The following is a 26700-nucleotide window of genomic DNA, read 5'->3' as shown; positions in this document are numbered from 1 at the left end:
TGCATATTTTTGGGTAATTCCATGACACGTATCGCCTTCTCGAAGTTATCAGCCCTGACCGTCATTGCGTTTTCGCTGACAATGGCCGGCTGCGCTGACCAGGGCGGCATCCGGCCGCAGGCCCAGGTACGCGACGTGGCCGTGCTCGACGCCGGCCAGGCCATCCGCCAGGCCGCCGGCGAAGCCGGCTGGCCGCAGCGGGCCTGGTGGGAGGCGTATGGCGATGCGCAACTGAATCAGCTGGTGACCCGCGCCGTGGCCGGCAACCCCAGCATGGCCGTGGCTGCAGCCCGGGTGCGTCAGGCCCGGTCGATGGCGCAGTCCACGCATGCCGGTGAATTGCCCAGCGCCCAGCTGGACGTGTCGATGGGCCGCAAGGATTGGTCCGACAACGTGTATTACGGCGCTGCCTTCCGCGACAAGCTGACCTGGAACAACACGGCGACCCTGGGCCTGTCCTATAACGTCGACCTGTGGGACCGCAACAGGAACGCCACGCTGCGCGCCGAGGATGAAATGCACGCGCTGGCCGCCGATGCGCGCGCCGCCCAGCTGGATCTGGAAGGCAACGTGGTCCGCACCTACGTACAACTGGCACTGCAATACGGCCTGCTGGACAACACCGAAGCCCTGCTCAAGGAAGAACAGAAAATCCTCGACCTGGCCCATCGCCGCTTCAAGGGCGGCCTCGGCACCCAGCTGGAAATCACCCAGGCCGAGTCGCCGCTGCCGGAAACCCGCCGCCAGATCGAAGCCCTGCATGAAAACATTGCCCTGATCCGCAACCAGCTGGCCGCGCTGCTGGGCGCAGGCCCGGGCGCCGCCGATGGCATCACCCGGCCGACCATGCAGCTGCAAACCGCCATCGGCCTGCCCAGCGCGCTACCGGCCGACCTGGTGGGCCGCCGACCTGACATCAGCGCCGCGCGCTGGCGCGTGGAAGCGGCGGCCAAGGGCATTTCGGTGGCCAAGGCAGCCTTCTATCCCAACATCAACCTACTGGCTGGCATCGGCCCGGCGGCGGCCGGTGGCGGGCTGTTCTCCTTCCTCTCCGGGCCCAACCTGCAGACCACCTATGGCCCGGCGATCTCGCTGCCGGTCTTCGAGGGCGGACGCCTGCGCGGGCAACTGGGCGCGGCCAGTGCCGGTTATGACATCGAGGTCGAGCACTACAATGCCCTGTTGTCGCAAGCCTTGAAGGGCATCTCGGACCAGGTGGTGACCCTGCAATCGGTAGTGCGCCAGCAAGTGCAGGCACAGGAATCGGTACAGGCCGCGCAGAAGAACGTGGACATCGCCACCCGCGCCTACCAGCGCGGCCTGACCGATTACCTCAACGTCCTGCAAGCGCAAACCCAATGGCTGCGCCAGCAGCAGATCGTGCAGCAATTGCAGGCGCAACGCCTGGCCTCCTATGCCGCCCTGCAGACCGCCCTGGGTGGCGGCATGCAGGACGGCAGCAGCGCCCCTGCCGAAGTGGCCGCGCAATGAATACCCAGTCCCTTTCCTTCAAGGCGCAAGTGCGCGAGGCCGCCGCCGACTGGTGGCGCAGCGATGCGCCGACCTGGGTCTACGTCTTCAAGATGGTCTTCGCCAGCCTGCTGGCGCTGGGCATCGGCTATGGGCTGGACCTGGAATCGCCGCGCTCGGCACTCATCACGGTATTCATCGTCATGCAGCCGCAGAGCGGGATGATCCTGGCCAAGAGCTTCTATCGGGTCATCGGCACCCTGGTCGGTTCGGCGGCCATCGTGGTCTTCGTCGATCTGTTTGCCCAGACTCCGGAACTGTTCCTGCTGGCCTCGGCGCTGTGGATCGGGCTGTGCACCGTCGGGTCGGCCCATAACCGGAATTTTCGTTCATACGGCTTCGTGCTCTCCGGCTATACGGTGGCCCTGATCGGCCTGCCTGCGGCGCTGCATCCGGCCATCACCTTTGATTCGGTAATGACGCGGGTCAGCGAGATCATGGTCGGCATCGTCTGCGTCGGGCTGGTCAGTGCACTGGTGTTTCCGCAGGCCAGCGCGCCCGGACTGGTGCGCATCATCCGTGGCCGCTTCACGGCCTTCGTCGATCTCATCAGCGCCACCCTGGGCGGCACCGCCGACCGCAAGCAGCTCGAAGCGACCAATGCCCGCTTCGTGGGCGACATCATCGGTCTGGAAGCCATGCGCAGCTCGGCCATCTTCGAGGATCCGGAAGTGCGCCTGCGCAGCGGCCGCCTGACCCGGATGAACAGCGAGTTCATGGCCCTGTCCACCCGCATGCATGCGCTGCACCAACTGATGAACCGCCTGCATGCCAACCCGGCAGCGAGCGCCCAGCTGGTCATCGCGGCGATCTCGCCTTATTTCCGCGAAGTGCAGCCCTTGCTGACACGCGCCAGCGGCGAGCCCGTCATGAGTGCGCTGGATGCTGCCGACGCAGCCCTGAAGCTGGACGCCTACAAACGCGAACTGCCCCGCCGCGTCCGTGCCACCCGCAACACGCTGTCCGAACAGTGTCAGAGCGACAGTGCCATGCTGGACTTCGATACGGCCTGCGAACTGCTCTATCGCGTCATCGAAGAACTGCACGCCTATACCCTCACCTATGCCTCGCTGACCCAGCGCCGCCATGAACGTGAGCAGTGGGAGCATTCATATGCGCCCAAGACCAGCATGACCACCGCCCTCATCGCTGGCGCGCGTGCGGCCATCGTGATGCTGGCCCTGGCGGCGTTCTGGATTGCCAGCGGCTGGCCCAGCGGCGACGTGGCCGTGCTCAATGCCGCCGCGTTCTGCGCCATCACCTCGGCCGCGCCCGATCCGGCCAGGGCGACCCGTACGGTGGCCATCGGCGTGCTCTTCGCGGCTGTGGCCGGCTATGTCTACACCTTCCACATCCTGCCGCGCCTGGATGGTTACTGGATGCTGGCCAGCGCCATCATGCCGGTGCTGATGCTGGCGGTGTTCCTGACCACCAAGCCCAAATGGGCCGGTCATGGCCTGGGGATCTGCATCTTCTTCCCCTTCCTGGCAGTGCCGGACAACTTCGCCCACTTCAACGCCGCCAGCTATCTGAACGAATCGGTGGCGCTGGTGCTGTCGCTGCTGGTGACGGCCGTGGCCTTCATGCTGCTGCTGCCGCCGACCACCGACTGGACCGTGCACGTGCTGGAAAAGCAGTTGCGCAAGCAGGTGGTGGATGCCTGCTTTGGCAAGCTGGCGCACCTGGCCCTGAAATTCGAGAGCGGTACCCGCGACCTGATGCACCAGATCACGATGTTCACCACCAGCCGCCCGCTGCTGCGCCAGAAGGCACTGGGCTGGATGTTCGCCACGCTGGAAGTGGGCCACGCCATCATCGAGCTGCGCAACGAACTGCACGGCATCCGCACCGCAACACCGGATCTCCTGCCCGCCTCGGCCTACGCGGCCCTGAACCGGCTGCGCGAGACCATCCCGGCCCTGTTCGCGCAGCCCTCGGCTGCGACCCTGGCCGCCGCACTGGAAGCCAATGACGCCACCATCGCCGAGGTCCAGAGCGCCATCGGCCCGCATTACCGCGAACGCAGCGAACGCCATCGCCTGCAACGCACCTTGAGTTACCTGCATTTCATCCGTACCGCCCTGCTGGACGAGCAATCACCGCTGCACACCATGCGCGCCGGGGGCCAGAACAACACAACGGGAGAGCACCATGCCACGTGAGATTTCCTTCTTCGATGCCTATATTCCGACCGTCCTGCTGCTGGCCGTGGTGGCCGCCGTGCTGGCCATGCTGGCTGACCGCGTGCTGGTGCGATTGGGCTTCTACGAACTGACCTGGCATCCGGCGCTCTTCCGGGTGAGCCTGTTCGTCTGCCTGACGGCCTTGCTGGGGCTGGCGGTGTATCGCTAGCTCACCGCACTTCCTTGCGCGCCCATCCCTTACGAAAAGATAAAGAAACACATCAGGAGTAGTTCATCATGTCGGTCAAATCGATCTTCCGCGTTCTCATCACCACGGCCATCTTCCTGCTGGCCATCCTGCTGGCCTGGAGCCTGTGGCAGCACTACATGCACTCGCCCTGGACCCGCGATGGCCGGGTGCGTGCCGATGTGGTCAACATTGCCCCGGATGTCTCCGGCCAGGTAGTCGCCCTGCCGGTGCGCGACAACCAGCTGGTCAAGAAAGGCGACCTGCTGATGGAAATCGACCCGGCCCGCTACACGCTGGCGCTGCAGCAGGCGGAGGCCGCCGTCTCGGCCCGCAAGGCCGATCTGGACGTGCGCAAGGCCGAAGTGGAAGCCCGCCGCGCCGACCTGAACATGCGCCGTGCGCAAGCCCGCCGCCGTGCTGACGTGGACGCGCTGGTGGTCTCGCGCGAAGCCCGGGAAGACGCCGGCAGCCAGGTCACCACCTCGCAAGCCCAGCTGGAAGCCGCCCAAGCCCAATTCCAGGGAGCGCAGGCGCAATACCAGGCAGCCCTGTCGCAGCGCGATACGGCCAGGCTGAACCTGGAACGCACCAAGGTCTACTCGCCCGTGGATGGCTACATCACCAACCTGAGCGTGCGCCGGGGCGACTACGCAGCCGCCGGTGCAGCCAAGATCGCGGTGATCGACAGCCACTCCTTCTGGGTCTATGCCTACTTCGAAGAAACCAAGCTGCCGCTCTTGTCCATCGGCGACCGGGCCAAGATCCAGCTGATCAACGGTGCCTCAATGGAAGGCCACGTGGACAGCATCGCCCGCGGCATCTATGACCGCGACAATCCGCAAAGCCGCGAGCTGACCGCAGATGTGAACCCGACCTTCAACTGGGTGCGCCTGGCCCAGCGCATCCCGGTGCGTATCCACCTCGACAAGGTGCCGGAGAATGTGCTGCTGGCCTCGGGACTGACCTGCACGGTGGTGCTGGAGCCGGGCAGCGGCAAGCAGCAGCCGGTGGCGAAGAATTGATGAAATTGCAGTGAGATGAAACGATGCGGCGACCTGGGGACAGGTCGCCTTTTTTATGAACGCTTGCGCATGACCGCACCGACAGTCATGCCAACCGGCTTGAGCAGCTTGTCGGCCGTAGCCAGGGTAGGACTGGATTGGCCGCGTTCGATGTCCTGCAGGGTACGAGCCGATACGCCGCACACCTTGGCATATTCGGCGATGGTCAGGCGCAGGGTGGTGCGAATCTTGCGGACCACGGCCGGCACCGGCAGCGTGGGATCGGCGGCCAGTTCGTCGAAGAGCGCGCGGCGCTCTTCCATCTGCTCGATGGCGCTCAGGGGCTTGAAGCGTTTGTCCATTCAGAGCGCCTCCAGCTGTGCCCGTACCTGGTCCACGGTAGCGGCCAGCGGGTCAAGGAAAGTGCTTTCGATACCCAGGCTGCGACCATAGGGCAGCAGGTCCGCCAGCGGGGACGCCATCTCGCGCACGGCCGACCTGACCGGCCCCTCTTCGATCTGCGCGGCTTGGCAGGCCTGCGTGATGACGCTGGCCCACTGCGGTGAGCCGCCATCGTCGCGTTCCCAGCGCATGCGCCGTGCGATGCCATCCGGATGCAGCCACATCGGGGCAAAGTCGAACAGCGGCGTCAGGCCGATCCGCCCCTGCGCATCGCGCCGGATGGCGGTGTTGCGGGCGTGATTGTCCTTGTTGCGCAAGACGATGTTGGCGATGTCGCGCTTGAGGTATTCGATGATCTCGGGGAGCGGTTCGGTAGCGACTTCACCCAGCCTGGCGCAGACAGCATTGTGGGACGGGATGGCCGCAAAGCCGGTCACACCGCACAGGGAAGCAATGCTTTCCTGGGCGTGGCGCACTACTTCGGTCCCGCGCACTTCGCGGTCGAAGCGGGGGATGAACAAGGCCTTGCCATGCAATTCCAGCGCATCGTAGACCTTCAGGCCCAGGTGCGTCGCCAGCTGCATGTAGGGTGCCTCCAGACGCAGGATGTCGGCCAGATCGGGGTCGGGTCCGCGTCCGAACTTGACGATGTAATGGCGCTCGGCCAGTTCGTCGGGCAAGGCATGATCCAGGTAGAACAGGCCATCGCGGGCGCGGGTGAGCAGGATCTTGGGCCACTCGCCCTGTACCCCCGACGAGCCCGCCAGGAACAGGCCATGCTGGGCGAGGTATTCATTGAAATCTTCGGAGCGCGCAGCGATGTCATCCATCGCAAAGCCGCGCAATTGCGGTCCGCTGCGTGCCTGCGCCCACTCCCAGGCTTCCTGCACGCGCAGGTTGCCAATGGGATTGCCCGCACCGGCACACAGCAGCGGCCAATCGGCGCTGGCTTCGGCGCGCTCATCCAGCCCCAGCTGACGCAACAGCTCGCCACGGCCGTAACCTTGCGGCAGCAGATCGATCAGGCAAGCCGGCCAGCGCGCTTCACTCAGGCTCTCCAGACCCACCGGGACGTTTACCGACAAGGCAGCGGCATCGCGCCTGCCCATGTAATCGATGGCGTGCACGGCGTCGTAGCTGAAATAAGTCGACGCCGCCATCCCCAGCTCGACAGGCGCAGTCAACGACAGCGCACCAGCCTGCCGCCAGGCGCCGTCGATATGAACTTGAAGTGTGCAGGAAGTCTTCATATACACACCATACTATCATTATTAATCTGCAAATCCAGTGCAATCATGATAGTTTGATGTGAAAATGGTGTTGTACTACTCCACAAACACCTGCCACACCAACCACACATTGGCCGCCGAAATAGTCACGAAGAGCAACCAGGCCAATGCGCTCACCCACCAGCGATTGACCAGATCGCCCATCAGATCGCGGCGGCTGGTCAGGCGGATCAGCGGGACCATGGCAAAGGGCAATTGCAGCGACAACACCACCTGGCTGGCCACCAGCAACTTGCCCACCGAGTGCGGCCCCAGCGTGAGCACGCCGATCAGCGCCGGCACCAGGGCCAGCCCGCGGGTGATGACGCGGCGCTGCCAGCAGGGAATCTTCAGCTTGAGGAAGCCTTCCATGATGACCTGTCCGGCGATGGTGCCGGTGAAGGTCGAACTCTGGCCCGAAGCGAACAGGCCCACGCCGAACAGGATGGCTGCCAGGGCCGACCCGGTGATCGGATCGAGCAGGTGATAGGCCTCATCCAGCTCGGCCACCTGAGTATTGCCGCTCTTGTGGAAGGCCGAGGCCGCCAGGATCAGGATGGTGGCGTTGATGACCATGGCGATCAGCAACGACACCGTGGTGTCGACCCGCGTATAGCGCACCGCCTCCAGCAGCGAAGCCGGATCGCGCTGCACGCTGCGCGTCTGGACGATGGAGGAATGCAGGTAGAGGTTGTGCGGCATCACCGTGGCGCCGATGATGCCGATGGCCAGATACAGCGGCTCGCGGCTGGAGATGGCCTGCAGCGAGGGGACGAAGCCCTGCATCACTGCATGCCAGTCGGCCTTGACGAAGGCCAGCTGTGCCAGCAGGCAAGCGGCAATGGTGATGACCAGCCCGAGGATGATGGCCTCCACCTGGCGGAATCCCCTGCCCTTCAAGCCCAGCACGATCAGGGTATCGAGCGCGGTCAGCAAGACTCCCACCGGCAGCGACACGCCCAAGAGCAGATTGAAGGCCAGCGCGCAGCCCAGCACCTCGGCCAGGTCGCAGGCGATGATGGAGAGTTCGGCCAGCACCCACAAGCCCTTGCCCACGGCCGGCGGATAGTGCTCACGCGAATGCACCGCCAGGTCCTTGCCGGTGGCGATGCCCAGCCGCGCGCACAGGCATTGCAGCACGATGGCGGACAGGCTGGAGAGCATTACCACGAACAGCAGCTGGTAACCGAACTGTGAACCCGCCTGGATGGAGGTGGCCCAGTTGCCGGGGTCCATGTAACCGATCGACACCAATAGCCCCGGTCCCACATAAATACGCAGCTTCTGCCAGACCGAGGCGCCGCGCGGCACGTTGACCGTGCCCGCCACTTCGGAAGGACAGAACGGTGCCGTGGCCGTGGTGGGCAAACCCGGGATGCGGGGAAAGCGGAAAGTGAATGGCAAGACGAAAATCCCCCTGTATGCCGTTGATGGCTTGGCCGGGATCAGCGTCCCGGGTGATGCTGCCTTATTGCGCCCACTTGGCCAGCGCCGTGTCGTCGCTCTCGCGGGCGTCGACCCAGCGCTCGCCCTGGGGCGTCTGCTCTTTCTTCCAGAACGGCGCCTGGGTCTTCAGATAATCCATGATGAATTCGCAAGCCGCAAAGGCTTCGCCGCGATGGGGCGAGGTCACCGCCACCAGCACGATCTGCTCGCGCGGCTGCAGCGGCCCGACGCGATGGATCACCAGCGCATCGAAGATGGGCCAGCGCGCCTTGGCCTGCTCGACGATCTGCTCCAGGGCGCGCTCGGTCATGATCGGATAATGTTCCAGCTCCATCTCCGAAACCGCTGCACCATCATTGAGATCGCGCACGGTGCCTACGAAACTGACCACGGCACCCACGCGTGGATTGGACAGGCGCAACTGCGCCACTTCAGTGGAGAGATCGAAATCGGCAGTCTGGACGCGGACGGGCATGGCTGGACAGGAAGTGAATCGCAGCCTGCGATTCTACCAGCGCAGGCCCATCCGCGAGCAGCGCGGGATCAGACCAGCAGCCCCCACAGCAGCAGCGTCATGCCCAGGCCGATCACCGAGACCAGCGTCTGGATCACCGACCAGGTGGCCAGGGTCTGCTTCAGGTTCAGGCCGAAGTATTCCTTGACCATCCAGAAACCAGCGTCATTGACGTGGCAGAAAAACACCGAGCCCGCACCGATGGCCAGCGCCATGAGCGAATTGTGGGTGGCAGAGAGGCCCGCCACGAGCGGCGCAACGATGCCGGCGGTGGCCGTCGTGGCCACGGTGGCTGAACCGGTTGCCTGGCGCAGCGCCACGGCGATGATCCAGGCCAGCAGGATCAGCGGCATGTGGGTGCCATCGGCGATCTTGGTGATGGTGTCGCTGATACCGGCCGACAGCAGGGTCTGCTTCAGTCCGCCACCCGCACCGATGGTCAGCAAGAGACCGGCAATCGGCGGCAAGGCGCGGCGCAGCGTGGCGCCGACTTCAAAGCGGCTGCTGCCCTGACCCCAGCCCAGCACCACCACGGCAAAGAGTACCGTTACGGTCAGCGCGATGATCGGTTCACCAAAGAAGTTGAGCATGTCGAACAGCTCGGTCTTGGGCGTGACCCAGATGCGTGCCACGGTGCGGCCCAGCATCAGCACCACCGGCAGCAGGATGGTCACCAGGGCCACCAGGAAGCTGGGTTGCGACTGGCCTTCACGGGCGCTGAACAGTTTGCCGATCTGGTCCGGTTCGGCCAGGTTCAGGCGCGGCGCGATGAAGTTGCCGTACAGGGGACCGGCAATGATCACCGCCGGAATGGCCACGATGAAGCCCAGCAGCATGGTCGTGCCCAGGTCCGCATGCAGCGCGGACACGGCGATCAGCGGGCCCGGATGCGGCGGCAGCAACGCGTGCAGCGTGGTCATGCCGGCCAGCGCCGGAATGGCCACGCGCATGATGGGCAGCTCGGAACGGCGCGCCATGACGAAGATGATCGGCGCCATCATCACCAGCCCTACTTCAAAGAACAGCGGCAGGCCCACCACCAGCGCCACCAGCGCCATCATCCAGGGGATGAGGCTGCCGCGCGCATAGCGCAGCAGGGTGTTGACGATGCGGTCGGCCGCGCCGGATTCGGCCATGAGTGCGCCCAGCATGGCCCCCAGGGCGATGATGATGCCGGCTTCGCCGAGCAGGCTGCCGGCGCCTTTGCTGAAGGCTTTGGCGATGTCTTCCAGCGGCAGGCCGGCACCGATGCCGGCCACGAAGGTACCGATGAGAATGGACAGGAAAGGTGCGATCGACAAGAAACTGATCAGCACCACGATGGTGACCAGTGCGGCCAGCGTCACCAGCAGCAATTGCGTGTCCTGAGCCGCCCAGGCGGCCAGATGGGTAGAAATCAAGATGTTTCCTTCTTCAGGTGTGGATGAATGCGCATCGCTTCATTGAACGATGTCTTGTGCACCCCCTCCGCAGGCCTGTTTGGCGCAGGCCTGGTCTCCTCCCAAAGAATCCGGATGTGCGAATCGATGCTGGGGCGGCTTCAGTGCTCGTCTTCTGTTTTTTGCCAGACACTGGCCAGCCACGGCTGCTGCTCGCGCGGCAAACCGTCAGGGCGGTAATAATTCCGCAATTCAACGAATCCTGCTGGCTCCAGATAGCGCCGCCAGCCTTCCAGGCTGTGCCAGACGCCATAGCGCGGCCCGCTCCATCCCTCCAGATCCTCACCGCGCGGATTGGAACTGAAGAGGATGCCGCCCGGCTTCAGGCTGGCGCGCAATTGTGCCAGCACACGCGGCAACTCGGCCGAGGGTACGTGGAACAGGGACGCATTGGCAAAGATGCCGTCAAAGCGCTGGCGCGGCAGATCCAGTTGCAGGAAGTCCTGATGCAGAACCTCGCAGCCGCTGGCCGCGCGCGCCATCTCGACGAATTCGGCGGTGCCGTCCAGTCCCACGGCCACGTGGCCGCGCCGGGTGAATGCAATCAGGTCGCGGCCGGGACCACAGCCCAGATCGAGCACCGTGAACGGTCCCTGCCCGGCTGCACCCGGCCTTGCGCTCAAGGCATCCAGGAGCGCCGCCATGTTCTGGCTGACGTCATGATCCCAGGTGCCCTCCCGGAAGCTCTCGGCGTTGCTGCTGTAATGCGCAATCGTGCCGGCTGCGGGATCGCGGCGGGGGCCCATCTCAGCCTCCGGTGACCGGCGGGAAGAAGGCCACTTCGCCGCCATCGGCGATTTCGGTATCGGCTTCGGTCATTTCGTGGTCATAGGCCATGCGCAGGTTCTTTTCCGGTCCCAGCACCTCGGCCCACAGACCGCCCCGGCCCATCAGGAAGGCGCGCACGTCGCCGACGGTCTTGACGCTGGCCGGCAGCTCGACCACTTCCTGCGCGGTCTGTAGGGCTTCGCGCACGCTGGCGAAGAAACGGAGTTCGATTTTCATGAAGGAAAATTCCTTGAGAGTCAGTTCAGCAGATGGTCGAAGGCCAGGAACTGCACGGTGTCACCGGCGGCGATGGTCTGCCCCGGCGGATTGTCGATCAGGCCATCGGCCCAGACAGTCGAGGTCAGCACCGCCGAGCCCTGGCTGGGGAACAGATCCAGTCCGCCCCGGGCATTGCGGCGCACGCGCAGGAATTCCTGGCGGCGGTCGGCGCGGGGCCAGTCGAAGTCGGCGCGCATGGCCACCGGCTGGGGCAGCACGGCCTCGCGCGGCAATCCCTGCAACCGCAGTATGAAAGGGCGCACGAACAGCAGGAAGGTCACGAAAGAAGACACCGGATTGCCCGGCAATCCCAGGAAGAAAGCTTCACTTCCCTGTTCACCCGCCCCTTGCCCGCGCCGCACCTGGCCGAACGCCAGCGGCTTCCCGGGCTTCATGGCGATCTGCCACATGTTCAGGCGCCCTTCGGCTTCGACAGCAGGCTTCACATGATCCTCTTCCCCCACCGAGACGCCGCCGCTGGTGATGATGAGGTCATGCTCGCGCGCTGCCTGGCGCAGGGTCTGGCGGGTGGCGTCCAGGCTGTCCGGGACGATGCCGAAATCGCTGACATGGCAACCCAGCTTCTGCAGCAGGCCGCGCAGCAAGAAACGGTTGGAATTGTAGATGCCGCCCGGTTTCAGCGGCTGGCCCGGCATGGTCAGTTCATCGCCGGTGAAGAACACCGCCACGCGCACCGGACGCACCACCTGCAGCCGGGCCTGCCCTATGGAAGCTGCCAGACCCAGATCCTGCGCACGCAAGCGTGTGCCGGCGGCGAGGATGGTGCTGCCCTGGCGGATGTCTTCACCAATGGTGCGGACCCACTCGCCGGCCTTGGGCGCATGGCGGATCACCACGTGCTCGCCATCGGCTTCGCAGGCTTCCTGCATGACCACGGCATCGGCCCCCTCGGGCATCATGGCGCCGGTGAAAATGCGAGCCGCCGTGCCAGGCTCCAGCGGCTGGCCAACCTGCCCGGCCGGGATGCGCTGGGAGACGCGCAACCGTACTTCACCCGAAGCACAATCCGCCGCACGCACCGCGTAGCCATCCATCTGCGAATTGTCCATGCCCGGCACGTTGATGGTGGCCGTGACCGGCTCGGCCAGCACGCGGCCGCAAGCGTCGAGGGTATCGACGGTCTCGCTCTCTTGGATCGGCACGGCGGCGGTCAGCAAGGTGTCGAGCGCCTGGCTGACACTTTGCATGGGCGCGCGGGCCGGCTTGTCAGAGGACGCGGGGGCAGAAGAATGGGCAGAGGAAGACATGGCAGGCTTGACGTGGAGATCGGATAACGGGTCAGCGTTGTTTTCTGGTCGATACAGCGACCCGACATTCTAATGCAATCAGCCCTCCCCTGCGCCCGATGAAAAACGCCGTCCGGGCCAATGGCGCGGACGGCGTACAGAACCAAGCGGCAGCGATTACAGACCGGTGTGTTCGGCCACGTAAGCCTTCACCCGTGCAGCATCGGCCGGCATCACCTCGAAACGCTGCGGCAGCGCCTCGATGTTCTCGAACCCGGCCGGACGATCGGCATCGCGGCCCAGGGCTTCGCGGATGGTTTCATTGAACTTGGCCGGCAAGGCCGTCTCCAGCACGATCATGGTCACGCCCGGGGTCAGATGCTCGCGCGCCACCTTGATGCCGTCGGCGGTGTGGGTATCGACCGTGATGCCGTAGGTCTTTTCGGCGAAGCGGATGGTCTCCAGGCGGTCGGCATGGGTGGACTTGCCGGACGCAAAGCCATACCGGATCACGCTGGCGAATTCATTGCCGTCGCTGCCGGCCTGGCCGCTCAGGTCAAAGCCGCCTTCAGTCTCTACCTTGTTGAACAGGGACTTCACGCGGGCACTGTCACGGCCCAGCAGGTCGTAGACGAAGCGCTCGAAGTTGGAGGCCTTGCTGATGTCCATGCTGGGGCTGCTGGTGTGGTAGGTCTCGGCCGACTTGCGCACGCGGTAGATGCCGGTGCGGAAGAATTCGTCCAGCACGTCGTTCTCGTTGGTGGCCACCACCAGCTTGTCGATGGGCAGGCCCATCATGCGCGCGATGTGGCCGGCGCAAATGTTGCCGAAGTTGCCCGAGGGGACGGTGAAGGACACCTTCTGGTCATTGCTGGTGGTCGCGGCCAGATAGCCACGGAAGTAGTACACCACCTGCGCCACCACGCGCGCCCAGTTGATCGAGTTGACGGTGCCGATCTTCTTGGCCGCCTTGTACTCCAGGTCATTGGAGATGGCCTTGACGATATCCTGGCAGTCGTCGAAGACGCCTTCGACAGCCAGGTTGAAGATGTTGGGGTCTTGCAGGCTGAACATCTGCGCCGTCTGGAAGGCGCTCATCTTCTTGTGCGGCGACAGCATGAAGACGCGGATGCCCTTCTTGCCGCGCATGGCGTATTCGGCGGCGCTGCCGGTGTCACCGGAAGTGGCGCCGACGATATTCAACTCCGCGCCCTTCTTGGCCAGCGCATATTCGAACAGGTTGCCCAGCAGTTGCATGGCCATGTCCTTGAAGGCCAGCGTCGGGCCGTTGGACAGGCTTTGCAGCACCAGCTTCTTGCCGCCTTCTTCCTGCAGGGTGCGCAACGGGGTGATCTGGCTGGCATCCTCACCGGCGCGGGTGTTGCGGTAGACGTCGGCGGTATAGGTCTTGTGGGCCAGTGCCTTCAGGTCGGCTTCGGGAATGTCGGTGGCGAACTTCTTGAGCACTTCGAAGGCCAGATCGGCATATGACAGCGTGCGCCACCGGTCCAGCTCGGCGCCGCTGACCTGCGGATACACCGCCGGCAGGTACAGGCCACCGTCAGGGGCCAGGCCGCCCAGCAGGATGTCGGAAAAGGAAGGGGTTGCAGCGTGACCGCGGGTGGAAACGTAGTGCATGTCGATAGGATGCGCCGGCAGGCGGCGGGAGCGTGGAGTCGAGGGAAAGCGTCGATTATAAGGCCAGCGGGCGCTGCACAAAAGCGCGGCATGGCAGAAAGGCCGTCTGGGCGCCCGTGGCGGGTGCAGCGGTTGTTGCACTGGATCATCACCCGGCCAGCCCAAGCTGAAATAAAACGTTACCGCCCTTGAAAGCCTGGCATGGCCGGGCTATGCTGCGCCACTTCGTGCAATGCCGCCGGGATGGCGGGAATGTTTGCACACTGGCTACATCAAAGACGCATTTCACACTCAAAAGGATGGAAAACGGCATGAACCACAAGATCAAGACCCTGCTGGCCACGGCCGGCCTGTTCGGCGCCCTGCTGGCAAGCCTGCCGGCGCACGCCGAGAACTGGCAATCGCTGGGCGGCACCGATACGTCCGAACTGCTGGTCGATACCGACTCCATCGTCGAATCCGGTGGCATCCGCGAAGCCTGGTCGATGTGGAACTTCAAGGAAGCGCGCCCCAACAATGGAGACAAGAGCTTCCCGTCCCTGAAGTCCTACAGGGACCTGCACCAGTACAACTGCAAGGCCGGCACCATGAAGCTGGTGCGCGAAATCATCTTTGCCGAGAACGATGGCAAGGGCGACAAGCGTGACCACAGCGATGCCCTGAAGGGACAAGAGTTCATCAAGCCCAAGCCGATGTCGGTGGGCGACGCCATGCTGCAGGCGGTCTGCAATTTCGAACTGAAGAAATGATCACAGGCGGCTCCAGCCGCCCCTGATACGCAAAACGGAGCCCGCGGGCTCCGTTTTTTACTGGCTCCGTCCGAGACCGATGAGCATCAATCAGCTCAGCTCTTCCAGGCGGATCTTGGTGACCGGGCCCACCACCGTGGACAGCCCCTCGATCTTGGCAATGGCTGCCTCGATGTTCTTTTCCTGGGTCTGGTGGGTCAGCATGATGATGTCGGTCTGCTGCTCGCCTTCGGCCGGCTCCTTCTGCAACATGGCATCGATGGAGATGGTCGAGTCGGCCAGGATGCGCGTCACGTCGGCCAGCACGCCAGCCTGGTCGGCCACGCGGATGCGCAGGTAGTAGCTGGTCACCACCTCGCTCATCGGCAGCACGGGGGTGTCGGCCATGGCGTTGAGCTGGAAGGCCAGCGAGGGCACATGGTGTTCCGGATCGGCCGTGGCCAGGCGGGTGATGTCCACCAGGTCGGCGATCACGGCCGAGGCGGTCGGCTCGGAACCGGCGCCCTTGCCGTAGTACAGCGCTTCACCCACGGCGTCGCCACGCACCACCACCGCATTCATCGCGCCTTCGACATTGGCGATCAGCCGCGCCGCCGGGATCAGCGTCGGGTGCACACGCAGCTCGATGCCCTTGGCGGTCTGACGGGTGATGCCCAGCAGCTTGATGCGATAGCCCAGTTGCTCGGCATAGGTGATGTCGCTGGCCTGCAGCCTGGTGATGCCTTCCACGTAAGCCTTGTCAAACTGCACCGGGATGCCGAAGGCGATCGAGGCCATGATGGTCAGCTTGTGGGCCGCGTCCACGCCTTCGATGTCGAAGGTCGGATCGGCTTCGGCGTAGCCCAGGCGTTGCGCTTCCTTGAGCACCACATCGAAGTCCAGACCCTTGTCGCGCATCTCCGAAAGAATGAAGTTGGTGGTGCCGTTGATGATGCCGGCCACCCACTGGATGCGGTTGGCAGACAAGCCTTCGCGCAGCGCCTTGATGATGGGGATGCCACCGGCCACGGCCGCCTCGAAGGCCACGATGACGCCCTTTTCACGTGCGGCCTTGAAGATTTCGTTGCCGTGCTTGGCGATCAGGGCCTTGTTGGCGGTGACCACGTGCTTGCCGTTGGCGATGGCTTTCATCACAAGATCACGGGCGATGTCATCGCCGCCGATCAGCTCCACGACGATATCGATCTCGGGATCGTTCACCACCAGATTGCCGTCGTTGACGACCTTGACTTTTCCCTGGGTCAGTTCGGTCGCGCGGGCAGTATTGCGAGCGGCGACCATGGTAATTTCAATGCCCCGGCCTGCACGGCGCGCAATCTCTTGCTGGTTGCGCTGGAGAACATTGAAAGTACCGGAACCCACGGTGCCGATGCCGAGCAAACCTACTTTGATGGATTTCATATTGTCTTCGTGGTTGGTGAAAAAGACCGCCACGCCGCAACGGGCATGCGTGACGGGTAGTGCAAAACGGATCAGGCGGTGCCGTGACGGCGACGATAGCCTTCCAGGAAGTGGGCGATGCGGCCCATGGATTCGGTCAGGTCGTCGGTATTGGGCAGGAACACCACGCGGAAGTGGTCCGGCGTGGGGCAATTGAAGCCGGTGCCCTGCACGATCAGCACTTTTTCCTCGGCCAGCAGCTCGTAGGCGAACTCCTGGTCATCCTTGATCGGATAAATCTCGGGATCCAGGCGCGGGAACATGTACAGCGCCGACTTGGGCTTGACGCAGGTCACGCCGGGGATATCGGTGAGCAGCTTGTGCGCCAGATCGCGCTGCTTGGTCAGGCGGCCATTCGGGCCCACCAGGTCATTGATGCTCTGGTAGCCGCCCAGCGCGGTCTGGATGGCGAACTGGCCGGGCGCATTGGCGCACAGGCGCATCGAGGCCAGCATGTTCAGGCCTTCGATGTAGTCGCGCGCATGCTTCTTTTCGCCGGAGACCACCATCCAGCCGGCACGGTAGCCGCAGGAACGATAGTTCTTCGACAGGCCGTTGAACGTGATGAACAGCACATCATCGGCCAGCGAAGCCAGCGAGGTGTGGGTATTGCCGTCGTAGAGCACCTTGTCGTAGATCTCGTCAGCCAGGATGATCAGCTGGTGCTGGCGCGCCAGTTCAATGATTTCCTTCAACACGTCCACCGAATACAGCGCCCCGGTCGGATTGTTGGGGTTGATGACGACGATGGCCTTGGTATTGGGGGTGATCTTCTTCTTGATGTCGGCGATGTCGGGCTGCCAGCCTTGCTGCTCGTCGCAGACGTAATGCACCGGGGTGCCGCCGGACAGGCTCACGGCAGCCGTCCACAGCGGGTAGTCGGGCGACGGCACCAGCACTTCGTCGCCGGTGTTGAGCAATGCGTTCACGCTCATGACGATCAGTTCGGAGGCGCCATTGCCCAGGTAGATGTCATCGATGGTGACGCCCTCGATCTTCTTTTGCTGGGTGTAGTGCATGACCGACTTGCGCGGCGCGAACAGGCCCTTGGAATCGGTATAGCCGGAAGCATTGCCCATGTTGCGGATCATGTCCTGCACGATCTCGTCGGGGGCATCGAAGCCAAAGGCGGCCAGGTTGCCGATGTTGAGCTTGATGATCTTGTGGCCCTCTTCCTCCATCTGACGCGCTTTTTCCAGCACGGGACCACGAATGTCGTAACACACATCTGCCAGCTTCTTGGATTTCTGAATCGGTCGCACAGCTCTTCCTCTAATCGTTTCGCGGCGGGCGCCTTCTCCATCTCAGCCTGTGCCCGCCGTGCTTCATCGGCCTGCATGCGCCGGACCGGAACCTTTGGCCTCCGGTTCTCTCCATTACCACGCCAGCCGTCATTTCCCTGCATCTCCGCGGCTCTTGCAGTGCAGTGCAATGCACTTGCAAAGAGCCTGGCGGCGCCCCACGGGCTTGCCGGGAACCGGCCATTTTGCCCAAAGCTAAGCATTTTATCAATCAAATAGGCGTGCGCCGGGGTCGGAAACGGCTACAATGGCGCACTTTACGGCCGCGTTGCCTCAATGCATGTCGAGATGACATCATGCGCCGGCCGTTTGCCCCCGCGGGGCCGCCTGTAACCCATCCTGCCCATCTGCGATGAAGCTCCATTCGACCGAAACCAAGCAATACCAGACCGTCACCGCCTATGATGAGGACGGTGTCGAGCTCAATGCCATCCGTTTCACCGACAGTCTGCTGGTCCTGCCAGAAAGCGAGCCGGTGGCCTGGCCGGTGACCAGCTTCGAGGCACTCACCACCGAGCATTTCGCCCAGATCGATGCCACCGCGCCCGACGTGGTGATCCTGGGCACGGGCGAGCGCCAGCGCTTCGTCCATCCCAAGCTGACCACGGTGCTGACCGCACGCCGCATCGGCGTGGAATGCATGGACAACCAGGCCGCCTGCCGGACCTACAACATTCTCATGGCCGAAGGGCGCAAGGTGGCACTGGCGCTGATCATCCCGCCCAAAGCCTGACGCCGGCACCTGCCGCGACAAGAAACCCAAGAACACGCAACAAGGAACCGCTGTCAATGCGCGAACTGTACAAATCCAAGGCGTTCATCTGGACGCTGATCATTCTTTTCCTGCTGGTCTGGTTCTGGATGCTGGGCGCCCGTGTGCTGGTGCCCACCGATGAAGGCCGCTACGCCGAAATGGCGCGCGAGATGGTGGCCACGCAGGACTGGATCACGACCCGACTGAACGGCATCAAGTACTTCGAAAAGCCGCCCCTGCAAACCTGGATGAATGCCATCACCTTCGAGCTGTTTGGCCTGGGTGAATGGCAGGCACGCCTGTGGACGGGCCTGTGCGGCCTCCTGGGCATCGGCCTGGCGGCTTATTCCGGCACCCGCGTCTTCAATGGCCGCGTCGGCTTCTACGCCGCCCTGGTGCTGGCCTCCAGCTTCTTCTGGGCTGGCATGGGCCACATCAATACGCTGGACATGGGCTTGTCGGGCATGATGACCATCGCCCTGTGCTCCCTGCTGATGGCGCAGCGCAACGGCGTCTCCCGCGAGGGCCAGCGCAACTGGATGCTGCTGTGCTGGGCCGGGATGGCGCTGGCGGTGCTGTCCAAGGGGCTGATCGGTATCGTCCTGCCCGGTGCGGTGCTGGTGCTCTATTCGATCTTCGCGCGCGACTGGGCGATCTGGAAGCGGCTGCACCTGTTCAAGGGCCTGCTGCTGTTCTTTGCGATCTGTACGCCCTGGTTCGTGGCGGTGTCGCTGCGCAATCCGGAATTCCCGCAGTTCTTCTTCATCCACGAGCATTTCCAGCGTTTCACCACCAAGATTCATAGCCGTACCGGCCCTTGGTACTACTTCATCCCGATTCTGGTGCTGGGCATCATTCCCTGGCTGGGCGTGTTCTTCCAGAGCCTCTGGAAAGGCACCCGCGAACAGCGCGACACCGCCGGCTACAACAGCCTGAACGGTGGCCGCTTCCAGCCCAAGCGGCTGCTGCTGGTGTGGGCGGTATTCATCTTCGTGTTCTTCAGCATTTCGGACTCCAAGCTGCCTTCCTACATCCTGCCGATCTTCCCGGCGCTGGCACTGCTGATCGCCTGCTACCTCGAAGAAGCCGACTACAAGGCGCTGGCCTGGGCCGGTTCTCTGGTAGCGCTGCCCTCGGCGGTGGCGCTGGCCTTCATCCCGCGCGTGCCCTCGCTGGCCAAGGATGCCTATTCGCTGCCGCTGATCCAGGCCCACGTGCCTTACCTGTATGCGGGTGCCCTGATCTTCTTCGTCGGTGGCATCGCCGCCATCCGTCTGGCGCGCCAGCACAAGGACTGGGCCGTGACCTCGCTGGCCGCCACCGCCTTCGTCGCCGGCCAGTTGCTGATGCTGGGCCATGACCCGCAAGGCCGCTATTCGGCCGGCGTGGACTACGTTCCCGCCCTGCAGGCCGAATTGAAGCCGGAAACCCCGATCTACCTGGTCGGCCGCTATGAACAGGCCCTGCCTTTCTACCTGCGCCGTACCATGACCCTGGTGGAGCACGCCGACGAGATGGAATTCGGCCTCAAGCAAGAACCGCAGCTGTGGCTGCCGACTGTCGATGCCTTCGTGGCACAGTGGGTGGCCGACCATGCGGCCGGCAAGAAGGACATCGCCATCATCGATCCCACCATCTACAAGCAGCTGGTGGAACGCAAGCTGCCCATGCGCCTGATCGGCCAGGACCCGCGCCGCGTGATCGTGGCCAATGACCCGGCACCGGCGGCCCCTGCCGCCGGCGAGAAGAAGGAAGCCAAATGAACCTGACGACCTTTGGCTTCATCTTCGTCGGCATCTGCCTGAACGCTGTTGCACAACTGCTGCTCAAGGCCGGCACCAATGCCGTTGGGGCGATCCACCTGACGGCCGAGAACTGGTTTTCCACCGGCATCAAGCTGGCCACCCAGCTGCCCATCATCGGCGGCCTGTCCTGCTACGTGATCTCGGTGGGCGTATGGATCATCGGCCTGTCGCGGGTCGACGTGACCATTGCCTATCCGCTGCTCTCGCTGGGCTACATCATCAACGCCATCGGCGCCTGGTACTTCCTGGGCGAGGCGATCTCCCTGCAACGCCTGCTGGCCATTGGCGTGATCATCGTCGGCGTGGTCTTGCTGACGCGAAGCTGATTTACAATAGCGAGTTGCCGTGCGCCCGGCGCGCCGGCAACGGCCGCGCTTGCCCGGCGCCGCATCCCCCCTGAACCTCGTCTGACCGGATTCCACCATGAGCCTGCCCTTCCTTCCGTTTGCCAAACCCACCATCGATGAAGCCACCATCACCGCCGTCGGCGAGGTGCTGCGTTCGGGCTGGATCACCAGCGGCCCCAAGGTGCAGGCGTTCGAAAAGGCCTTGTCGGATTACCTGGGCGGGCGCATCGTGCGCACCTTCAATTCCGGCACCTGCACGATGGAAATCGCCCTGCGCATCGCCGGCATCGGCCCCGGCGATGAAGTCATCACCACGCCGATCTCCTGGGTGGCCACCGCCAACGTGATCCTGGAAACCGGCGCCACCCCGGTCTTTGCCGACATCGATCCGGTCACCCGCAACATCGACCTGGACAAACTGGAAGCCGCCATCACCCCGCGCACCAGGGCCATCATCCCGGTCTACCTGTCGGGCCTGCCGGTGGACATGGACCGCCTCTACGCCATCGCCGCCAAACACCAGCTGCGCGTGGTGGAAGACGCCGCCCAGGCGCTGGGTTCGACCTGGAACGGCAAGCGCATCGGCGCCTTCGGCGATTTCGTGTCCTTCAGCCTGCAGGCCAACAAGAACATCACCAGCTCCGAAGGCGGTTTCCTGGTCCTCAACAACGCCGAAGAAGCGCGCCTGGCCGAGAAATACCGCCTGCAAGGCGTCACCCGCAGCGGCTTCGACGGCCTCGAAGTGGACGTGCTGGGTGGCAAGTTCAACATGACCGACGTGGCCGCCGCCATCGGCCTGGGCCAGTTCGCCCATGTGGATGCCGTCACCGCCCACCGCAAGGAACTGGCGCGCCACTATTTCGCCTGCTTCGGCAGCGACTTCGAGGCCAACTACGGCGCCCAGCTGCCGGTGGCCGACTTCGAGAACTCCAACTGGCACATGTTCCAGCTGGTTCTGCCGGAGCGCATCACCCGCGCCGCCTTCATGGAAAAGATGATGGAAAAGCAGATCGGCATCGGCTACCACTACCCGGCCATTCATTTGCTCAAACTCTATCGTGAACGTGGCTTCAAGGAAGGCATGTTCCCGGTGGCCGAACGAGTCGGCCAGCGCATCGTCTCGCTCCCCATGTTCAATGCAATGAGTAAAGAAGACGTTGAACGTTCGGTTGAAACGGTAAAATCGGTGCTCGGCTGATTTTTGCGGATTATGTGAAGAAATTCGGCATAATTCGATTTATTTGCATTTTCACAATTCTCAGCAATGCACTCCCTGGCCTGAACGCCGCGATGAAGCTGATCGTGGCGCATCGGGCCTTTGATTTATGGCCGTCGAGGTGGGTCCACCCTCCCCGGCACCACGTAATTCCAGCAATTTTCAATATTTGATGAAACCAGAACTGTCCGTCGTCATCCCGGTATACAACGAGGAATCCGGGCTCTCCAAACTGTTCGAGCGCCTCTACCCGGCGCTGGACGCCCTGGGTTACAGCTACGAAGTCATCTTCGTCAACGATGGCAGCCGTGACCGCTCCGCCGGCATCCTGGCCGAGCAGTACCGCCTGCGGCCCGATGTGACGCGCGTGGTGCTTTTCAATGGCAACTATGGCCAGCACATGGCCATCATGGCCGGCTTCGAAGCCACCCGCGGCGAAGTCGTGGTGACCCTGGACGCCGACCTGCAGAATCCGCCGGAGGAAATCGGCAACCTGGTGGCCAAGATGCGCGAGGGCTACGACTACGTGGGCTCGATCCGCCGCAAGCGCCAGGATTCGGCCTGGCGCACCTATGCCTCCAAGGCCATGAACCGCCTGCGCGAAAAGATCACCCGCATCAAGATGACCGACCAGGGCAACATGCTGCGCGCCTATGGCCGCAACGTCATCGATCTGGTCAACCGCTGCCGCGAAGTCAATACCTTCGTGCCGGCCCTGGCCTACACCTTCTCGCGCAACCCGACCGAGATCGTGGTGGAGCATGAAGAACGCTCGGCCGGCGAATCGAAGTATTCCTTCTACAGCCTGATCCGCCTCAATTTCGACCTGGTGACCGGCTTCTCGCTGGTGCCGCTGCAGTTCTTCTCTCTGCTGGGGATCGGCCTGTCGTTCGCGTCGGCCGCGCTGTTCATCCTCATCGTGCTGCGCCGCCTGCTGATCGGCGCCGAAGTCGGCGGTGTGTTTACGCTCTTTGCGATCACCTTCTTCCTGATGGGCGTGATCCTGTTCTCCATAGGCCTGCTGGGCGAATACATCGGCCGCATCTACATGCAGGTGCGGGCTCGCCCGCGCTATGTGGTGCAGGCCATCCTTGAGCAATCCTCTTCAGAAGACAAGCAAGCCTTATGAACGCCGTCGTCTTTGCTTACCATGATGTGGGTGTGCGCTGCCTGAAGGTCTTGCTCGCCCGTGGCGTGCAGGTCTCGCTGGTGGTGACCCACGAAGACAGCGCTACCGAGAACATCTGGTTCGGTTCGGTGGCGGGCCTGTGCCGCGAGCACGGGATCACCTGCATCACCCCGGCGGATGCGCGTTCTCCGCAGTTGCTGGCCCAGCTGCAGGCCGCACAGCCGGACTTTATCTTCAGTTTTTATTATCGCCATATGCTGCCGGCGGAAATCCTGGCCTGCGCCAGGCGCGGCGCCTACAACATGCACGGCTCGCTGCTGCCCAAGTATCGTGGCCGCGTGCCGATCAACTGGGCGGTGCTGCATGGCGAAATCGAAACCGGTGCCACCCTGCACGAAATGACGGTCAAGCCAGATGCGGGCGCCATCGTGGCGCAGACCGCCGTGCCGATTCTGCCCGACGACACTGCGCATGAAGTATTTGGCAAGGTCGTGGTGGCCGCCGAAATGACGCTCTGGAACGTGTTGCCGGCCATGCTGGCGGGCAATACTCCCCAGTTGCCCAATGACTTGTCGCAGGGCAGCTACTTCAGCGGCCGCAAGCCCGAAGATGGCCGCATCGACTGGCGCCGTACCGCCGGCGAAGTCCATAATCTGGTGCGCGCGGTGGCTCCGCCCTATCCAGGCGCCTTCGAGGAAATCGCGGGTGATAAAATTACGGTCACGAGAACCCGGCTGGTTCCGCCAGCGGCCCATCCTGCGCTGCAGCGGGCCCATGGTACGCAAGACAAGTTCTTCGAAGGCGGCAAGCTGTACGCCCGTTGTGGCGATGGCAACTTCCTGCAAATCCTGGACATCCAGATCAACGATCAGGATGCTTCACTCAACAATTACCTGAAATACATGGCCTCCTGAAGTCCGGCCATTCACTAGCTCTCTACATTATGAAAAAAGTCCTCATTCTCGGCGTCAACGGCTTCATCGGCCACCACCTGTCCAAGCGCATCCTGGAAACCACGGACTGGCACGTCTATGGCATGGACATGATGACCGACCGTATCACCGACATTCTGGAAAACGAGGCCTACAAGTCGCGCATGCACTTCTTCGAGGGCGACATCACCATCAACCAGGAATGGGTGGAATACCACGTCAAGAAGTGTGACGTGATCCTGCCGCTGGTGGCCATCGCCACCCCGTCGACCTACGTGAACGCCCCGCTGCGCGTGTTCGAGCTGGACTTCGAAGCCAACCTGCCGATCGTGCGTTCGGCCGCCAAGTACAAGAAGCACCTGGTCTTCCCCTCGACTTCGGAAGTCTACGGCATGTGCCATGACGAGGAATTCGATCCGGAAGAATCCGAACTGATCTGCGGCCCCATCAACAAGCCGCGCTGGATCTACTCCTGCGCCAAGCAGCTGATGGACCGCGTGATCTGGGGCTACGGCATGGAATCGGGCCTGAACTTCACCCTGTTCCGTCCGTTCAACTGGATCGGTGCCGGCCTGGACTCGATCCATACCCCCAAGGAAGGTTCCTCGCGCGTGGTGACCCAGTTCTTCGGCCACATCGTCCGTGGCGAGAACATCTCCCTGGTCGACGGCGGCCAGCAGAAGCGTGCCTTCACCTACATCGATGACGGCATCGACGCCCTGATGAAGATCATCGCCAACGAAGGCGGCGTGGCTTCCGGCAAGATCTACAACATCGGCAACCCGACCAACAACTACTCCATCAAGGAGCTGGCCGGCATGATGCTGACGCTGGCCGCCGAGTATCCGGAGTACGCCGAGACGGCCAAGCAGGTCCAGCTGGTCGAGACCACCTCCGCCGCCTACTACGGCAAGGGTTACCAGGACGTGCAGAACCGCGTGCCCAAGATCACCAATACCTGCGAAGAACTGAACTGGGCGCCCAAGACCACCATGGCCGACACCCTGCGCAACATCTTCGATGCCTACCGCAGCCAGGTGGCCCAGGCGCGTGCGCTGATGGACTGATCGCCTGCCGCTCAGCTGGTCCCATGCAAACCGCGCTTCGGCGCGGTTTTGCTTTTTTGTTCATTTCCCGGCCGGCTTGAATGCAGAACAGATCCGTTTGCTGACCCTGTATTGCCACTCAATGCTGCGCCGCTGCATATTGTTCTATCCCGCGCAGGATGCTAGTCTCGCAACTTGTCATCCGCCGCCGCAGACCACTGCCCGGCGCAGCGCCCAGAACATGGCGGACCACCGCCGATTACCCTCTTTTCCGGTCCAGCGAATTGCCCAAACTCACTCTCAAGATCGACGCCGACACTTACCGCGGCACCCGCGTGGGCGTCCCCAACCTGATCCGGCAGTTGCGCCGCCACCATGCCGGCGCCACGTTCCTTTTTTCGCTCGGCCCCGACCACACCGGGTGGGCGCTGAAGCAGATCTTCCGTCCCGGCTTCTTCAGCAAGGTCTCGCGCACCTCGGTGGTGGAACATTACGGCTTGAAGACCCTGATGTACGGCACCCTGCTGCCCGCGCCCGACATCGGCAAGACCTGTGCCGGTTTCATGCGTGCCGCCAGAGAAGCGGGCTTTGAATGCGGCATCCATACCTGGGACCATCGCGTCTGGCAGGACGACGTACGCACCGCCGAGGCCCAATGGACGGTGGAAACCATGCACCGGTCCCATGCACGCTACCGCGAAATCTTCGGCGAGGCGCCACGCACGCACGGCGCGGCCGGCTGGCAGATGAACGAGCATGCCTTCGTCCAGCTGGACCAGTTCGGCATGGCCTACTCGTCCGACGGCCGCTCGCAATTGCGCGAGGATGGCCGCCTGGCCGATGCCGATGCCGGTCCGCACCGCCTCTCGGCCTTCGGCAAGCCGCTGTCCTGCGTGCAACTGCCGACCACCCTGCCCACGCTGGATGAAATCCTGGGCCGCGAGATCGGCGGCAAGATGATCGATGCGGGCAATGCGGCTGAGTTTTTGCTTCAGTTGACCAAAGAACCACGTGATCACGTCTTCACCCTGCACGCGGAACTTGAAGGACAGAAACTCGGCCCCATTTTCGAACGATTGCTCACAGGCTGGCGTGCCCAAGGCTACGAACTGGTGTCCATGGGCGACTACTACGAGAGCATCAAGAATGACGTCCTGCCCATCCTGCCGATCGCCTGGGGCGAGTTGCCGGGCCGTTCGGGCGAGATGATCGTGCAGGCCATGTAAGGGCCACGCACAGGCCGTGCAAACCGGCCGGCCAATCTTCCACCAACAAGACTTCACCTACGGGGCGCCACTTTGACAGACCGACCATCCCTCCTGAACAAGACCGTGCCGGACTTCTCGGCCGCCATGACCAGTGGCAAGACCTTCAACCTCGCCGACTACCGTGGCAAGAACCTGGTCCTGTATTTCTATCCCAAGGACAACACGCCCGGCTGTACCACCGAGGGCATGCAGTTCCGCGACCTGCATCCGCAGTTCCAGGCCGCCAATACCGAAATCTTCGGTATCAGCCGCGACAGCCTGAAGTCCCATGAAAACTTCAAGGCCAAGCTGGGCATGCCTTTCGAGCTGATCTCCGATCCCGATGAAAGCCTGTGCACCATGTTCGACGTCATGAAGATGAAAAACATGTATGGCAAGCAGGTACGTGGCGTGGAGCGCAGCACGTTTGTGATTGACGCCGCAGGCAAAGTGGTGAAAGAATGGCGTGGAGTGAAGGTTCCTGCACACGTGGATGAGGTGCTGGCCTTCATCAAAACCCTGGCCTGAATGAAGTTCGATACCTGAGACAGGCTGTCCGGTTGCTGCAGCGCAATGGCCTACCCGGCTGCTGCGCGAGCCCCGACAGCAGGCATTGATTCAGGCCGCGGCGCAGACACCTGGCAAGTGCTTGCGACGCGTTCCAAACATGCGGTCAAACGATACAAGCCATTGAATTCAAACAGAAAAACGTTTGCTGGGAGCCGTTTCAGGTTAAGGCCGGAGGCCTGCCGAAACGGCTTTTTTACTTTTTACTTTGCCAACCCCGCTGCTGGCGCAGTGGTTTTCCCCGCCGTCCCGGCCAATCAAG

General features: G+C 63.1%; 25 protein-coding genes. 14 read left to right on the top strand and 11 right to left on the bottom strand.

The genetic code is table 11. The annotated features are described in order from the left end of the window. Positions 1-21 precede the first annotated feature (21 nt). The 4 genes from AACH55_RS10320 to AACH55_RS10305 all read left to right on the top strand — a co-directional run bounded on the left by AACH55_RS10320 (position 22) and on the right by AACH55_RS10305 (position 4925). Positions 22-1491, top strand: a complete 1470-nt coding sequence (locus AACH55_RS10320; RefSeq protein ID WP_338719341.1) for an efflux transporter outer membrane subunit — start codon at positions 22-24, stop codon at positions 1489-1491. After that, positions 1488-3692, top strand: a complete 2205-nt coding sequence (locus tag AACH55_RS10315) for an FUSC family protein (protein WP_338719340.1) — start codon at positions 1488-1490, stop codon at positions 3690-3692. The genes AACH55_RS10320 and AACH55_RS10315 overlap by 4 nt, the downstream gene beginning before the upstream one ends. Next, positions 3682-3882, top strand: coding sequence for a DUF1656 domain-containing protein (locus AACH55_RS10310; protein WP_338719339.1), 201 nt, complete (start codon positions 3682-3684; stop codon positions 3880-3882). Before AACH55_RS10315 ends, AACH55_RS10310 begins: the two co-directional genes overlap by 11 nt. Positions 3883-3950: 68 nt before the next feature. Beyond that, positions 3951-4925 (top strand): HlyD family secretion protein, encoded by a 975-nt coding sequence (locus tag AACH55_RS10305; protein WP_338719338.1) that lies wholly within the window; start codon positions 3951-3953, stop codon positions 4923-4925. A gap of 53 nt (positions 4926-4978) precedes the next feature. Here the strand turns inward: AACH55_RS10305 and AACH55_RS10300 are convergent, their stop codons facing one another. The 9 genes from AACH55_RS10300 to thrC all read right to left on the bottom strand — a co-directional run bounded on the left by AACH55_RS10300 (position 4979) and on the right by thrC (position 13905). Then, positions 4979-5266 (bottom strand): helix-turn-helix transcriptional regulator, encoded by a 288-nt coding sequence (locus tag AACH55_RS10300; protein WP_338719337.1) that lies wholly within the window; start codon positions 5264-5266, stop codon positions 4979-4981. Then, positions 5267-6556, bottom strand: a complete 1290-nt coding sequence (locus AACH55_RS10295) for a HipA domain-containing protein (protein ID WP_338719336.1) — start codon at positions 6554-6556, stop codon at positions 5267-5269. A gap of 75 nt (positions 6557-6631) precedes the next feature. After that, positions 6632-7978, bottom strand: a complete 1347-nt coding sequence (locus AACH55_RS10290) for an Nramp family divalent metal transporter (RefSeq protein WP_338719335.1) — start codon at positions 7976-7978, stop codon at positions 6632-6634. Between the two features lie 64 nt (positions 7979-8042). Then, positions 8043-8495, bottom strand: a complete 453-nt coding sequence (moaE, locus tag AACH55_RS10285; RefSeq protein ID WP_338719334.1) for a molybdopterin synthase catalytic subunit MoaE — start codon at positions 8493-8495, stop codon at positions 8043-8045. A gap of 68 nt (positions 8496-8563) precedes the next feature. After that, positions 8564-9934: a gluconate:H+ symporter gene (locus AACH55_RS10280; RefSeq protein WP_338719333.1), complete on the bottom strand. Its 1371-nt coding sequence runs from the start codon at positions 9932-9934 to the stop codon at positions 8564-8566. 140 nt (positions 9935-10074) lie between these two features. Beyond that, entirely contained in the window at positions 10075-10719 is a 645-nt protein-coding gene (locus tag AACH55_RS10275) for a methyltransferase domain-containing protein (protein ID WP_338719332.1), read from the bottom strand. A gap of 1 nt (position 10720) precedes the next feature. Next, on the bottom strand, positions 10721-10978 hold the full coding sequence (moaD, locus tag AACH55_RS10270; protein ID WP_338719330.1) for a molybdopterin converting factor subunit 1: 258 nt from the start codon (positions 10976-10978) through the stop codon (positions 10721-10723). 20 nt (positions 10979-10998) lie between these two features. Beyond that, entirely contained in the window at positions 10999-12288 is a 1290-nt protein-coding gene (glp, locus tag AACH55_RS10265) for a gephyrin-like molybdotransferase Glp (protein ID WP_338719328.1), read from the bottom strand. 156 nt (positions 12289-12444) lie between these two features. Then, positions 12445-13905: a threonine synthase gene (thrC, locus tag AACH55_RS10260; RefSeq protein WP_338719326.1), complete on the bottom strand. Its 1461-nt coding sequence runs from the start codon at positions 13903-13905 to the stop codon at positions 12445-12447. 311 nt (positions 13906-14216) lie between these two features. On the opposite strand from thrC, the gene AACH55_RS10255 reads away from it, so the two are divergent. Continuing rightward, the gene (locus AACH55_RS10255; protein ID WP_338719324.1) at positions 14217-14654 is read left to right on the top strand and encodes a surface-adhesin E family protein; all 438 of its coding nucleotides are present in this window, start codon (positions 14217-14219) and stop codon (positions 14652-14654) included. A gap of 90 nt (positions 14655-14744) precedes the next feature. On the opposite strand, the gene AACH55_RS10250 is transcribed toward AACH55_RS10255, so the two are convergent. Both AACH55_RS10250 and AACH55_RS10245 read right to left on the bottom strand, forming a co-directional pair. Then, positions 14745-16055, bottom strand: coding sequence for a homoserine dehydrogenase (locus AACH55_RS10250; RefSeq protein WP_338719322.1), 1311 nt, complete (start codon positions 16053-16055; stop codon positions 14745-14747). A 71-nt stretch (positions 16056-16126) separates the two neighbouring features. Continuing rightward, positions 16127-17356, bottom strand: a complete 1230-nt coding sequence (locus tag AACH55_RS10245; RefSeq protein WP_338719321.1) for a pyridoxal phosphate-dependent aminotransferase — start codon at positions 17354-17356, stop codon at positions 16127-16129. Positions 17357-17747: 391 nt separating this feature from the next. On the opposite strand from AACH55_RS10245, the gene AACH55_RS10240 reads away from it, so the two are divergent. From AACH55_RS10240 to AACH55_RS10200, 9 genes are all read left to right on the top strand, one after another. Then, positions 17748-18128: an Mth938-like domain-containing protein gene (locus AACH55_RS10240; RefSeq protein WP_338719319.1), complete on the top strand. Its 381-nt coding sequence runs from the start codon at positions 17748-17750 to the stop codon at positions 18126-18128. A 56-nt stretch (positions 18129-18184) separates the two neighbouring features. Continuing rightward, positions 18185-19912, top strand: a complete 1728-nt coding sequence (locus AACH55_RS10235; protein ID WP_338719318.1) for a glycosyltransferase family 39 protein — start codon at positions 18185-18187, stop codon at positions 19910-19912. Beyond that, positions 19909-20280, top strand: a complete 372-nt coding sequence (locus AACH55_RS10230; RefSeq protein ID WP_338719317.1) for an EamA family transporter — start codon at positions 19909-19911, stop codon at positions 20278-20280. Before AACH55_RS10235 ends, AACH55_RS10230 begins: the two co-directional genes overlap by 4 nt. Before the next feature lie 97 nt (positions 20281-20377). Next, entirely contained in the window at positions 20378-21499 is a 1122-nt protein-coding gene (locus tag AACH55_RS10225; RefSeq protein WP_338719316.1) for a DegT/DnrJ/EryC1/StrS aminotransferase family protein, read from the top strand. Positions 21500-21689: 190 nt separating this feature from the next. After that, positions 21690-22646 carry a glycosyltransferase gene (locus AACH55_RS10220; protein ID WP_006462632.1) on the top strand — a complete coding sequence of 319 codons (957 nt, stop codon included), beginning with the start codon at positions 21690-21692 and terminating at the stop codon, positions 22644-22646. After that, the gene (locus AACH55_RS10215) at positions 22643-23560 is read left to right on the top strand and encodes a formyltransferase (RefSeq protein WP_338719315.1); all 918 of its coding nucleotides are present in this window, start codon (positions 22643-22645) and stop codon (positions 23558-23560) included. Before AACH55_RS10220 ends, AACH55_RS10215 begins: the two co-directional genes overlap by 4 nt. Positions 23561-23589: 29 nt before the next feature. Further along, the gene (locus AACH55_RS10210; RefSeq protein WP_338719314.1) at positions 23590-24645 is read left to right on the top strand and encodes a bifunctional UDP-4-keto-pentose/UDP-xylose synthase; all 1056 of its coding nucleotides are present in this window, start codon (positions 23590-23592) and stop codon (positions 24643-24645) included. A 263-nt stretch (positions 24646-24908) separates the two neighbouring features. After that, positions 24909-25850 carry a xylanase gene (locus tag AACH55_RS10205; RefSeq protein ID WP_338719313.1) on the top strand — a complete coding sequence of 314 codons (942 nt, stop codon included), beginning with the start codon at positions 24909-24911 and terminating at the stop codon, positions 25848-25850. Between the two features lie 72 nt (positions 25851-25922). Beyond that, the gene (locus tag AACH55_RS10200; protein ID WP_338719311.1) at positions 25923-26399 is read left to right on the top strand and encodes a peroxiredoxin; all 477 of its coding nucleotides are present in this window, start codon (positions 25923-25925) and stop codon (positions 26397-26399) included. The last annotated feature ends 301 nt before the right edge of the window (positions 26400-26700 follow it).

Origin of the sequence: Herbaspirillum sp. DW155, from assembly GCF_037076565.1 — a bacterium.
Classification (GTDB): domain Bacteria; phylum Pseudomonadota; class Gammaproteobacteria; order Burkholderiales; family Burkholderiaceae_D; genus Herbaspirillum.
The sequence above is the reverse complement of the archived record's forward strand: the minus strand, read 5'-3'. Positions and strand labels throughout refer to the sequence as shown.

What these genes read in the sequence shown, in the direction of transcription:
- AACH55_RS10320 (WP_338719341.1), top strand. Translation starts at nt 22, where the DNA reads ATGACACGTATCGCCTTCTCGAAGTTATCAGCCCTGACCGTCATTGCG.
- AACH55_RS10315 (WP_338719340.1), top strand. Translation starts at nt 1,488, where the DNA reads ATGAATACCCAGTCCCTTTCCTTCAAGGCGCAAGTGCGCGAGGCCGCC.
- AACH55_RS10310 (WP_338719339.1), top strand. Translation starts at nt 3,682, where the DNA reads ATGCCACGTGAGATTTCCTTCTTCGATGCCTATATTCCGACCGTCCTG.
- AACH55_RS10305 (WP_338719338.1), top strand. Translation starts at nt 3,951, where the DNA reads ATGTCGGTCAAATCGATCTTCCGCGTTCTCATCACCACGGCCATCTTC.
- AACH55_RS10300 (WP_338719337.1), bottom strand. Translation starts at nt 5,266, where the DNA reads ATGGACAAACGCTTCAAGCCCCTGAGCGCCATCGAGCAGATGGAAGAG.
- AACH55_RS10295 (WP_338719336.1), bottom strand. Translation starts at nt 6,556, where the DNA reads ATGAAGACTTCCTGCACACTTCAAGTTCATATCGACGGCGCCTGGCGG.
- moaE (WP_338719334.1), bottom strand. Translation starts at nt 8,495, where the DNA reads ATGCCCGTCCGCGTCCAGACTGCCGATTTCGATCTCTCCACTGAAGTG.
- AACH55_RS10275 (WP_338719332.1), bottom strand. Translation starts at nt 10,719, where the DNA reads ATGGGCCCCCGCCGCGATCCCGCAGCCGGCACGATTGCGCATTACAGC.
- moaD (WP_338719330.1), bottom strand. Translation starts at nt 10,978, where the DNA reads ATGAAAATCGAACTCCGTTTCTTCGCCAGCGTGCGCGAAGCCCTACAG.
- glp (WP_338719328.1), bottom strand. Translation starts at nt 12,288, where the DNA reads ATGTCTTCCTCTGCCCATTCTTCTGCCCCCGCGTCCTCTGACAAGCCG.
- thrC (WP_338719326.1), bottom strand. Translation starts at nt 13,905, where the DNA reads ATGCACTACGTTTCCACCCGCGGTCACGCTGCAACCCCTTCCTTTTCC.
- AACH55_RS10255 (WP_338719324.1), top strand. Translation starts at nt 14,217, where the DNA reads ATGAACCACAAGATCAAGACCCTGCTGGCCACGGCCGGCCTGTTCGGC.
- AACH55_RS10250 (WP_338719322.1), bottom strand. Translation starts at nt 16,055, where the DNA reads ATGAAATCCATCAAAGTAGGTTTGCTCGGCATCGGCACCGTGGGTTCC.
- AACH55_RS10240 (WP_338719319.1), top strand. Translation starts at nt 17,748, where the DNA reads ATGAAGCTCCATTCGACCGAAACCAAGCAATACCAGACCGTCACCGCC.
- AACH55_RS10235 (WP_338719318.1), top strand. Translation starts at nt 18,185, where the DNA reads ATGCGCGAACTGTACAAATCCAAGGCGTTCATCTGGACGCTGATCATT.
- AACH55_RS10230 (WP_338719317.1), top strand. Translation starts at nt 19,909, where the DNA reads ATGAACCTGACGACCTTTGGCTTCATCTTCGTCGGCATCTGCCTGAAC.
- AACH55_RS10225 (WP_338719316.1), top strand. Translation starts at nt 20,378, where the DNA reads ATGAGCCTGCCCTTCCTTCCGTTTGCCAAACCCACCATCGATGAAGCC.
- AACH55_RS10220 (WP_006462632.1), top strand. Translation starts at nt 21,690, where the DNA reads ATGAAACCAGAACTGTCCGTCGTCATCCCGGTATACAACGAGGAATCC.
- AACH55_RS10215 (WP_338719315.1), top strand. Translation starts at nt 22,643, where the DNA reads ATGAACGCCGTCGTCTTTGCTTACCATGATGTGGGTGTGCGCTGCCTG.
- AACH55_RS10210 (WP_338719314.1), top strand. Translation starts at nt 23,590, where the DNA reads ATGAAAAAAGTCCTCATTCTCGGCGTCAACGGCTTCATCGGCCACCAC.